Source organism: Virgibacillus sp. M23 (assembly GCF_034190895.1).
Classification (GTDB): domain Bacteria; phylum Bacillota; class Bacilli; order Bacillales; family Amphibacillaceae; genus Virgibacillus; species Virgibacillus salarius.
This window is the reverse complement of sequence record NZ_JAWDHA010000045.1, coordinates 22,754-34,384: the sequence shown is the minus strand read 5'-3', so window position 1 is coordinate 34,384 and position 11,631 is coordinate 22,754. Positions and strand designations below refer to the sequence as shown.

10 protein-coding genes are annotated in these 11,631 nt (G+C 37.4%); all 10 read right to left on the bottom strand.

Going from position 1 to position 11,631, the window contains the following annotated elements; all coding sequences use genetic code 11:
• Positions 1 to 412: 412 nt before the first annotated feature.
• Positions 413 to 496 carry a stage V sporulation protein SpoVM gene (gene spoVM / locus RVS70_RS15655; RefSeq protein WP_034678883.1) on the bottom strand — a complete coding sequence of 28 codons (84 nt, stop codon included), beginning with the start codon at positions 494 to 496 and terminating at the stop codon, positions 413 to 415.
• A 30-nt stretch (positions 497 to 526) separates the two neighbouring features.
• The gene (locus RVS70_RS15650) at positions 527 to 1,180 is read right to left on the bottom strand and encodes a thiamine diphosphokinase (RefSeq protein ID WP_026680849.1); all 654 of its coding nucleotides are present in this window, start codon (positions 1,178 to 1,180) and stop codon (positions 527 to 529) included.
• Between the two features lie 7 nt (positions 1,181 to 1,187).
• Positions 1,188 to 1,844, bottom strand: coding sequence for a ribulose-phosphate 3-epimerase (gene rpe, locus RVS70_RS15645; RefSeq protein WP_026680848.1), 657 nt, complete (start codon positions 1,842 to 1,844; stop codon positions 1,188 to 1,190).
• A gap of 2 nt (positions 1,845 to 1,846) precedes the next feature.
• The gene (gene rsgA, locus RVS70_RS15640; protein ID WP_205388612.1) at positions 1,847 to 2,728 is read right to left on the bottom strand and encodes a ribosome small subunit-dependent GTPase A; all 882 of its coding nucleotides are present in this window, start codon (positions 2,726 to 2,728) and stop codon (positions 1,847 to 1,849) included.
• Positions 2,729 to 4,762, bottom strand: coding sequence for a Stk1 family PASTA domain-containing Ser/Thr kinase (pknB, locus tag RVS70_RS15635; RefSeq protein ID WP_026680846.1), 2,034 nt, complete (start codon positions 4,760 to 4,762; stop codon positions 2,729 to 2,731).
• Positions 4,756 to 5,517: a Stp1/IreP family PP2C-type Ser/Thr phosphatase gene (locus tag RVS70_RS15630; protein WP_026680845.1), complete on the bottom strand. Its 762-nt coding sequence runs from the start codon at positions 5,515 to 5,517 to the stop codon at positions 4,756 to 4,758. The genes pknB and RVS70_RS15630 overlap by 7 nt, the downstream gene beginning before the upstream one ends.
• 70 nt (positions 5,518 to 5,587) lie before the next feature.
• Positions 5,588 to 6,943 (bottom strand): 16S rRNA (cytosine(967)-C(5))-methyltransferase RsmB, encoded by a 1,356-nt coding sequence (gene rsmB, locus RVS70_RS15625; RefSeq protein ID WP_026680844.1) that lies wholly within the window; start codon positions 6,941 to 6,943, stop codon positions 5,588 to 5,590.
• Positions 6,944 to 7,888 (bottom strand): methionyl-tRNA formyltransferase, encoded by a 945-nt coding sequence (gene fmt, locus RVS70_RS15620; protein WP_166530026.1) that lies wholly within the window; start codon positions 7,886 to 7,888, stop codon positions 6,944 to 6,946.
• A 35-nt stretch (positions 7,889 to 7,923) separates the two neighbouring features.
• Positions 7,924 to 10,332 carry a primosomal protein N' gene (gene priA / locus RVS70_RS15615; RefSeq protein WP_026680842.1) on the bottom strand — a complete coding sequence of 803 codons (2,409 nt, stop codon included), beginning with the start codon at positions 10,330 to 10,332 and terminating at the stop codon, positions 7,924 to 7,926.
• Positions 10,329 to 11,540: a bifunctional phosphopantothenoylcysteine decarboxylase/phosphopantothenate--cysteine ligase CoaBC gene (coaBC, locus tag RVS70_RS15610; protein WP_321133945.1), complete on the bottom strand. Its 1,212-nt coding sequence runs from the start codon at positions 11,538 to 11,540 to the stop codon at positions 10,329 to 10,331. The genes priA and coaBC overlap by 4 nt, the downstream gene beginning before the upstream one ends.
• Positions 11,541 to 11,631 lie beyond the last annotated feature (91 nt).

Below are 11,631 nucleotides of genomic sequence, written 5' to 3'. Positions count from 1 at the left end.
GGTGTGATTACTTTAACTTTACCAGAAGGTATCCCTTTTGCGTACATAAATCTCTAAAAAAGTGGTACTCACCAAATTATTGGCGAGTACCACTTTTTATTTTACTGGGTTTTGTCCCAGCCCCTTTCTTATAGTCTAGGAAATTAAGGAATTTATCAAAATAAATATGAGCATGTTGAGCCGCGTCCAGCTCTAGCGCCTAGAAACGATGCGACTTTCACGAATCACTCTAATCTAAATCATCATCACTCACAAGCTCACCGTAATTCCTTTACCTCCGTTGACTCGTTCCAGTCGACGTTTCTAATCGGTCGCTTGCACTTTTATTCTGACAATGATGCAGCAACTATTAAAATTCTCATCTCTACCAAAAAAAAGTAAGCTTCTGTCAACTGACAAAAGCTCATGCTTATTACTTATCTTTCTTAAATGTACCAATAATGACCCTTACAAATCCACCAATAAATCTCGGGAGCTTAATCGTATAAAATTTCATGAGTTCGCCCTCCTCTTTTAACAAACAAAGCTATCTGGGAATCGTGTCACGACTCTTTATTAATAATAGTATGCCTTCATTGTACGAAAAAGTACCACTATTTCTAATCAGCTTGTTTGATATGCAAAGCGTAGATCCCCATGAAATATTTGCATCGGTTAGAGGATAATAGAAATTAGTTAAAGTTATACCACGTACTTCGTGCGAAAATGGAACAAATGAGATATTGGGATAGCTTTTGTCATGTTTTACATGATGTTCACCTGGAAGTGTAAGTTCTATATAATTCGTCTGATCAATGATGGCTCCCTTTATTCCTTTATCTATAATGGAATATAATAATTGGACATTAATTAATTCATGATCAAGTCTACCACCTGTTACACCGAATAAGTAAATGTAGTCAGGCTTTAGCTCAAATGCTTTATTTAATGCAATTTCAAGGTCTGTTTCATCCTTTTCTGATGAATACTCTTTCATATATTTACTATATTTAGCAATTGCTTCCCTTTCTTCCTTTGTCGTAGAATCGAAATCTCCTACTGCATAATCCATTGGTATGTTTTTTTTCACCAATGTCCATGCACCACGGTCAGCACCGATCCAACAATCCACTGTATCTAGATATGGGGTGAAATCAGGATACAGACCTGGTCCATTACCTATGATTGCTACAGTTTTCACGCTCTAATTACTCCTTTGCTGCATCCCGAATAGCTTGGATAGCTTTAGGACGATCTTCCTTCTGGAATATTGCGCTACCAGCAACCAAAATATCAGCACCGGCCTTTGTACATATTTGCGCTGTTGACGTATTGATTCCACCATCCACTTCTATCTCATATGAATATCCAAATTCCTTTCGCCATTCGTCTAGCTGTTTGATTTTAGCTAAAGTGCTTTTAATAAAGGACTGACCGCCAAATCCTGGATTAACCGTCATAATTAATACCATATCTATATCATTCAATATGGGTAATAGTGTTTCAACCGGAGTAGCTGGATTAATAACTACCCCCGCCTTCATATCCTGGTCTTTAATCAATTGAATGGTGCGATGCAAATGAGGACATACCTCTTGATGTACCGTTATTATATCAGCACCTGCATTTGCAAATGCCCCGATATAGGTATCTGGATTTTCTATCATCAAGTGTACATCCAATGGTAATGTTGTTGATGGTCGTATTGCTTCTACAATCAAAGGACCTAGAGTTATATTAGGCACAAAATGCCCATCCATTACATCGACATGAATATAATCTGCTCCTCCTCTTGTAACATCCGTTATTTCATCCCCTAGCTTAGAAAAGTCAGCTGCTAATATTGATGGAGCTATTTTTGTCATGACTAATACCTCGGCTTTCTACTTTGTATTTCTTCAAGAAATCGTAAATAGTGTTGATAACGATAGCTTGCAATTTCACCTGACTCGACAGCTTGTTTAATAGCACATTTAGGTTCCTTGTAGTGCATACATCCACGGAATTTACAGTTTTCCATTCTATCCCTTATTTCTGGAAAACATGCAGCTAATTCCTCAGGTTCAATATCCTGAAAGTCAAGCGAGCTAAATCCTGGTGTATCTGCTACTAATCCACCACAAAGTGAAATTAATTCAACATGTCGAGTTGTATGCTTACCTCTACCTAAGCTATCAGAAATTTCATCCGTTTTTAATAGGAGCGATGGATTTATCGCATTTAATAGCGATGTTTTTCCCACCCCTGATTGCCCAGCAATAACCGTAATATTATTCGTGAAATATTGTTCAAGTGAAGCTAATGCTGAAGAATCCTTTACTGAAAACTGCTCTACTTTGTAACCAACTCGTTCATAATCTTTTTGATAAGAAATGAGACTATTTTTCGCTTCATCTGCAACCAAATCCATTTTCGTTATAAAAATAACCGGCTTAATTCCTTTCGACTCTACTAATACAAGAAACCGATCCAGTAGTACCGTACTAAACACTGGCTTCATCGCAGAACAGACAATTATTGCCTGATTAATATTAGCAATAGGCGGTCTAATAAGCTCATTGTCTCTAGGATGTATTTCTAAAATGTATCCTTCATTTTTACCACTAATATCAAATGTAACGACATCACCAACTAAAGGAGTGATTTTCTTTTTTCGAAATACTCCCCTGCCTTTGCACTGAAAGATTTCTCCTTCAGATTCGACGTAATAAAAACCGCTTAGAGCTTTAATAATTCTGCCACTTGGCATTTATTCACCTTCTTCATACGAAACTGTCTTATTAGCAATAACTTCTTCATCCCTTTTAATCATATATTCCGCCTTACTATCTGGTGCTATTGTTAACGTGAACTCAAATTCCTTATCCTCCGTAATCGTTTCTTCCGTGTGTACCTCTGATAAATCATTGTTCATATCATCAATATATATCTTAACTGTTTGTTCGATCTTTTCCTCATTTTCTTCATTCGTATCAGGATTATATGGTACGGTAAACGTTACAGTATGTGATACAGGAGGTTTTTCTTTAGGTCCTGTGGAAATATAAACCTTTACTGTTGATCCTTCCTCTAACTCCGTGTTTGTCCCTGGCTCTTGACGTATCACTTCGCCTTCAACCGTACTTTCAGAGCTTTCTTTAGAGACATCCATCTTTAGATTATTATTTTCCAAATATTCCCTTGCTTCAGCTTCCGTCATTCCTTTAAGATTATTTAAACTAATCGTTTTCGGACCACTGCTAACTCGAAAAATAACCTTGGTATCACTTGGTACAACTTCCGAGTCTGGAGTTGGCTGAATCTGTTCAATGATTTCTCCTACTGGCTGATCTGAATATTCCTCATACGGATCTAAAACTTCATATCCTTCATCTTCTAACAACCGTTTTACTTGCGAAAAGTCTTTACCAACATAATCAGCAAATTCTACTTTTTCTTTTCCCTGACTAACGTATAATGTGATAGTAGTACCTTCCTTTATCGTACTTCCAGCCGTTGGATCCGTTTTAACTACATTTCCATCTTCAATGTCTTCAGAATGGATTTTTTCGCGCTCAACAACAAAACCAAGTTCTTCCAATTCTGATGTTGCATCATCATAAGCCATATCTGTAACATCTGGAACAGTTACATCTTTAGGCTGAAACATATCAGGATATACAAATAGGGCTACAGTCACTGCTGCTAGTAATAAAAATAAAATAATGGAAGCAATGAACCATTTTTTCTTCTTACTCTTGGGCTTTTTAGGTCGTTTCTTCTTTTGCTTTTTCTTCGTTTTCTTCCCTTTGTTATGATCCAGAGACTTGTCCGTTTCTTTATAAGGCTTTGTAGGACCATTCGTTTGATGTACGATCGTATCATCATTAACACTATCCTGCATTTGATCTGTAATAATTGGGATAGCCTTGGTTTCTTCTCCTTCTTCTGTTGGTGGTGTAAACACTGCTTCATTTAATTTACTTGGATGTAAAGCCATTTCAAGTGCATCTTCTAAGTCATAAATTGTCTCATAACGATGAAATGGATCCTTCGCTGTTGCTTTTAAAACAATGTTTTCTACACTCTGTGGTACATCTTGATTGTATTTTCGTACAGAAGGGGTATCATTTTGTAAATGCTTTAATGCTATCGAAACAGCAGATTGCCCCGAAAAAGGCAGTCTTCCTGTTAATAGTTCATATAGTACAATACCTATAGAATAGATATCCGACTTTTTAGTAGCCATTCCTCCCCTTGCTTGCTCAGGAGATAAATAATGAACGGAACCTAGAATGGAGTTTGTTTGTGTTAATGCTGTTGCACTTAAAGCAATAGCAATCCCGAAGTCTGTCACTTTTGCTTGACCATATGTATCAATCAAAATATTTTGCGGCTTTATGTCACGATGTACAATGTCATTTGCATGGGCATGAGCAATTGCCGCCGAAATTTGTTTCATAATGTCCAGCGCTTCCTGTACATCTAGCGGGCCATTTCGCTGAATATATTCTTTTAACGTCATACCATCAACATATTCCATTACCATGTAAAGAAGCTTGTCCTCTTCCCCTACGTCATATATATTTACAATGTTTGGATGAGAGAGGCTAGCCGCAGCGTGGGCTTCTCGATCAAAGCGAGCGATAAACTCTTCATCATTTGCATATTCTAGGCGAAGTGCTTTAATTGCAACGTCTCTTTCCAAGATAATATCCCTTGCTAAATATACATTGGCCATACCTCCGCCACCAATTGTATCTTTAATCTGATAACGTTCACTCAAGACATGGCCATTTAACATGAAGATTCACCCGCTTCCTCAGAAGGTGAATATTGAAAAATAATCAATGATATATTATCTTCCCCTCCACGTTCGTTAGCTAATGAAATCATCTTTTCACCGATTTCTTGTAAATCTGTACTTGCGTCCATGATTTCTGATAGCTCTTTATCCATAACTTTATCTGTTAAACCGTCTGTGCATAACAATAGTCTATCTTCTGGTTCTAAGCCAAGAGACATGACATCACTTTCTATTACTTCCTCCGTACCTAGCGCTTTTAATACGACATTTTTTCGTGGGTGGCTGAGGGCATCATCCTTCGTTATTTGTCCAGACTGAACTAAGGCATTTACTAAAGAATGGTCTTCCGTAATTTGTTTAAGTCCATCCCCGCTTCTCTTATAACACCTGCTATCTCCAATATGAGCAATCGTCATAAAATCACGGATCACAATAACAATGACAATAGTTGTTCCCATTCCATAACATTCTTTATTCTCTTGTGCATGGTTATAAATGGCTACATTAATTTCCCTTATTGCGTTTTGCACCCAGTTCTCTGTCTCTTCAGGCGAATCTATATGGTCACATGCATTCCATTTTTCCTCTAATAACGTGGTAGCCATCTGGCTAGCAACATCCCCAGCTTGATGACCACCCATTCCATCTGCAATAACAGCAAGAAATTGCCCAGAAGAATTATAAAATACTCCACCTGAATCTTCATTATGACTTCTTACTTGCCCTCGATCAGTCAGAAAACGAGCTTTCATTATTTCACCCCTTGTTTACTTGTAGGTTCTTTACATAACAGTATTACACAATCTTTTTAAGAAAAGAAGTCTATTCCTTATTTTTTCGTTTCATACGTGTTAGGAAAAAACCATCTGTATTAAAGGTTTGTGGAAACACTTGTAATCCATAGTTACTTATACCAGGAGATTCTTTTAAAGGAGATGGTAGTGTGTTAAAGAACTTATTATCAAGCTCATACGAATTGTTACGTTCTAAGAACCTTCTCACTAATCTCTCATTCTCCTCTTTATCGACCGTGCAAGTACTGTAGATGAGCAGACCTTCATCCTTTAACAATGGTATAACACTTTCTAATATTTCTAATTGTATCGTTGCCAATCGATTTATATCAGCTTCTTCTTTATGGTATTTTATTTCTGGCTTACCTCGGATTACGCCTAAACCTGAACAAGGAGCGTCAATTAAGACGCGATCAAATGTTTTTTCGTCATAAATATCCTGTAATTTTCTAGCGTCACCAGGTTTTGCATCTATAATCGATAAATCCAATTGATTTGCTTTATCTTCTATTAACTTCACCTTTTTTTTATGAAGATCAAAGGCATGTAACTCCCCTTGATTTTGCATTTTTTCAGCAATATGCGTTGCCTTTCCACCTGGGGCACTGCATGCGTCAAGTACTTTCATATTAGGGTGGGACTCTAGCATCTCAGCAACTAACATAGATGTTTGATCCTGAATCGTCACATAACCATGTTTAAATAATTCACTGTTTAAAATATTCCCTTTCTCAATAATGATTCCTTGGGAGGAAAATATCGAAGCTCTTGCTTCAAAACCTTTTTCTACTAATTTATTTAATGCCTGGTCTCGAGAAATTTTTAACGGCTGTACACGAACAGTTAACGGTTTATGTTGTGTATTGCACACACACATCGCTTCCGCTATCTTCAAACCATATTGATCCACCCATCGCTTAACGAGCCATTCAGGGTGACTTGTTTCAATCGAAATTCTTTTTACATCATCCTTAATAGTCGCTGTAGATGGTACTCCTTTCCTTTGAATAGAGCGAAGTACACCATTTACAAAAGAAGCAATTCCTTTATGACCTTTAGATTTAGCAATTTCAACAGCTTCATGAATAATGGCATGATCCGGAATTTTATCAAGGTATATCATTTGATACAAAGACATCCGTAACAACATTTTTACCCATGGTTTTATTTTCTTTTTCGGATCAATAAAAGCATCTAAATAATAATCTAATGTTAGTTTACGCTGAATGGTGCCATAAACAACTTCTGTCAATAGGCCTTCATCTTTTGCACCGATTTTTCCAGATTTCAATTCATGGTCAATAAGCAAATGACTGAACCCTTGATCTTTGTCGATACGTAACAAAACCTTTAATATCGTATTTCTTAACTGATTATTGCCCATCTACTCACCCATTATCATTCCATTTTTTATTCGGTTTGGATTTCCTTGTAGGTAGTCCTTTACTGTCATTCGCTTCTTACCAGCAGGCTGAACTTCTGTAATCCGAAATCCTTGATGATCTCCACAAACTACTATAATCGATGCATAATCCGGTTTATCAACGATTTCACCAGGTTGATTCCCTTGATAGAAAGTTTCGACAGGCTCTCCCCACCAAACTTTCATCAGCTTGCCTTCGTATTTCGTATAGGCTACTGGCCATGGATGTAAGCCACGAACATGATTATAAATCTCTGTATTCGACTTATGCCAATCAATCTGCTCTTCTTCACGCTTAATATTACGAGCAAATGTTGCTAGTGTATCATCCTGTTTTACTGGCTGTAATTGGTTATCAAATAGATTCGGCAATGTTTCCTGCAGCAAGGCAGATCCAGCTACTGAAAGCTTATCGTGAAGTGAGCCAACATGATCATTGTCTTCTATTTTCACTCTCTTTTGTGATAGGATATCACCTGCATCTAGCCTTTCAACCATATACATGATCGTAACACCCGTTACTTTCTTTCCTTGCATAATAGCATAATGAATCGGTGCTCCACCACGTAATTCTGGCAATAAGGAAGCATGTACATTAATACAACCAAAAGGTGGTGATGTTAATAATTGCTTAGGTAATAACTGTCCATATGCTGCCGTTATAATTAAATCTGGTTCATAAGCTAAAATTTCTTCATAATTATCCTTTAATTTCTCTGGCTGGAACACTGGGATATCATGTTTTTCGGCTTCTTCTTTTACAGGTGGAGGGGTAATAATACGCTTCCTCCCCTTAGGTCGATCTGGTTGTGTTACCACAAGTACTATTTCATAAGGTGAATCAACTAATGATTGTAAAATTGGAACTGAAAAATCCGGTGTTCCCATAAATACGATTCGTTTCATCTTCATTACCTACTTTCTACGAGGCTATATATTCTTCACATTAAATGATATGGCTGCATATCAATTGAAATAAATAAATCATCTTTTCGAATATCATTAGAAAATTGATCTAGAATTTTTGATAAGTAGATTCTTAGGTCTGGTTCATTTCTGTATTTTATCATGCATTGATAACGATATCTATCTTTAATACGTGGTATAGCCGATGGCGTTGGACCCAGGATGATTGTCTCATCCTTTACTACCTTCGTGAGCAACTGAGCGAACCGTTGAGTAGCTTGAACCACCTTGACTTGATTGACATGGGAAATCGTTATAAGTGCTAAAAAGAAGTAAGGTGGATATTGAAATGCCTTGCGCATTTTCATTTCCGTATTATAAAAGGTTGAAAAATCATACTGACTTGCCAGTTCAATACTATAATGATCTGGGGTGTAAGTTTGTACAATTACATTTCCATTTAGATTATGACGGCCAGCCCGACCACTTACCTGTGTGAGAATTTGAAATGTTTTCTCTGATGAACGAAAATCTGGTAGGTGGAGCATAGAATCAGCAGTTAGAACCCCTACAAGGGTAACATTTTCAAAATCGAGCCCTTTTGCGATCATTTGTGTCCCCAATAATATATCTGCTTCTTTGTTAGCAAATCGATTCAATAATTTTTCATGTGCTCCCTTTCTTCTTGTTGTATCCACGTCCATTCTAATTACACTTGCTTCTGGAATTAATTGTGTCAATGCTTCCTCGACTCGTTGTGTACCAGTTCCAAAATATCGAATGGTATCACTATTACACTCTGGACAATGTAATGGCATTGGCTCCTCATATGAACAGTAGTGACATTTTAATTGATTGCTATTCTTATGATAGGTTAGCGCAATATCACAATGTGGGCACTCCTTCACATGACCGCAATCTCGACACATAACGAAGGTAGAGTAGCCTCTGCGATTCAATAATAATACGACCTGTTCTCCTTTTTCAATACAATCAATGATTGCTTTCTTTAATTTACGAGAAAACATCGTTCGATTTCCTGCATGCAGTTCCTTTCGCATATCAACTATCTCTACAGGCGGTAATGCTTTTTCATTGGTTCGTTTATCTAATGTAGCTAGCTGATAGACACCTTTCGCAGCTCTAGCATAGGATTCTAAGGTTGGTGTAGCACTTCCAAGAATTACTGGACATTGATGTGTTTTCCCTCTTTGAATAGCTACATCACGTGCATGATATCTTGGTTGATCCTCCTGTTTATATGATGTTTCATGCTCTTCATCAATGATAATGACCCCAATATTTTCAAAGGGAGCGAAAATAGCTGACCTAGCTCCAACCACTACTTGGACTTCTTTTCGTTGAATTCTTCGCCATTCATCATATTTTTCCCCTGCTGAAAGTGCACTGTGCATGACAGCGACATTAGAGCCAAATCTCCCTTTAAACCTTCTAACCATTTGTGGGGTAAGAGAAATCTCTGGAACTAAAACGATCGCTTCCTGACCTTTTAGAATGACATCTTGAATAACTTGTAAATATACTTCTGTTTTACCGCTGCCTGTAATTCCGTGCAAGAGAAACACATCATGCATATTTTTTTCTATTGTTTCTTTCATCGGCTCAATTACTTTGGCTTGTTGAACAGTTAAAGGTAATGCGAACGTTCTTTGAATTTCACTATCCTGATAAGGATTTCGATAAACTTCTGTATGATAACTATCTAGTAATTTTTTCTCTAGTAAGATATTCACCGTACTATTAGACGTATTCATGTGCTTAAGGAGCTTTTGTTTTTCTATCGGCTCAGGATTTTCTATAAAAAATGCAAGTAATTGTTTTTGCTTTTTAGCATTTTTAGCAAGATCAAGCATACTTTCCTCTAATTCATGGGGTGGTCGAGCTGGTCTAATCATCGTCTTAAATTTTTTAGTAATCCTTGATTTAACCAAATATTCAATGGAAACATCTCCATCCTGTACGGCTTTGGACAATCGCACATACGGAAGCTTAGAAGCAGTAAACTCTTCATAAGTTATGACATCCCTACCCGCAAAAAGTTGTTCTAATTCATCAGACAGCGTAGCACTAGTCATCCGAACAATTTCTTTTTTATACGTAGCTTTTAATACTTGCGGAAGCATGACCTGTAACGCCGTAATTTGCAAACTGACTGTTTGTTGAGCAACCCATTTCCCTAAATCCAATAATTCCTTTGTTAAAACAGGATAAATATCAAGAACATCGATAATTTCTTTCAATTTCCCAAAAGTGGAATGATTAACAGTTTCAACAACAAATCCCATCACCTTTCGAGGACCAAAAGGTACAGTCACTCGCATACCTAATTGAATGATGTCTTGAAACCTCTCTGGAATTTTATAATCAAACGTCTGATCAATAGAGCTTGCTGGTACATCAACGATTACCTTTACAATATTCACTGCTCCTCATCCTTTAAATCCTTTTTAATAATCCTTAAAAGTTGATGTGCAACCTCTTTCTTAGGAGCTTGTGTTATCGTTTTCCTTTCTTTGTTCTTATTCATATAGGTAACGATATTGGTATCTCCCTCAAATCCCGCTCCACTATCGGCAACATTATTGATGACAATGGCATCAAGCTTCTTTTTCTCTAATTTTTTCATCCCGTTTTCTATAGGCTTCTCTGTCTCTGCAGCAAAGCCTACTAAATACTGAGATTCTTTCCGTTCTCCTAATGATTGTAAAATATCCTTTGTCCGTTCCATCATAATATTCCAATCTCCATCGTGCTTTTTCATTTTTTGATCATAGACAACGCGCGGTCGGTAATCAGCCACTGCAGCAGCTTTTATAACAATATCACTAGTAGGAAAATGCCTATGCATTGCCTGATACATATCTTCTGCTGTTACTACATCAATTCGCTTAACTTGCGCATGAGTTATTATTTGCGACGTAGGCCCTGACACAAGCGTGACGATTGCTCCAGCTTCTGCAGCTGCCTCAGCAAGCGCATAGCCCATTTTTCCGGAAGAACGATTGGTAAAAAAACGGACGGGGTCAATCCTCTCTCTAGTTGGCCCTGCTGATATTAATACATGCTTACCTTTTAAAAATAGGCGATCTTGATTTTGGTGTATTTCTACCGCCTGAATAATACTTTCTGGTTCTTCAAGCCTTCCCTTTCCGACATAGCCACAAGCTAAGTAACCTTCACCTGGTTCAATAAAATGATACCCCCAAGCCTCTAACTTTTTCATATTTTCCATTACTGCGGGATGAGCATACATATGAACATTCATCGCTGGTGCAATATAAACATCAGATTGTGTAGCTAACAAAATCGTTGATAACATGTCGTCAGCTATTCCGTTCGCAAGCTTTCCGATCAGATTAGCTGTTGTCGGTGCAAGAATTGTTAAATCTGCCCAGTCAGCTAAATCAATATGAGCAATTTTGGCTGGATCCTTTTCATCAAAAGTATCCGTATATACTGCATTTCGAGACAACGCCTGAAATGTTAATGGGGATACAAATTTAGTCGCATTTGCTGTCATGACCACTTTAACATTTGCACCCTTTTGCGTTAATTTACTTGCCAGAGCACATGCTTTATAAGCTGCAATCCCTCCAGAAACTCCAAGTAAAATGTTTTTCTGATTGACCATTGACTTGTTCCCCTTTCCCTAGTAAACCGAGCTATTTTCCTATAAGTAGTTATAACATAATCTAATGCATGAATAAAAACCCCCCGCTTTT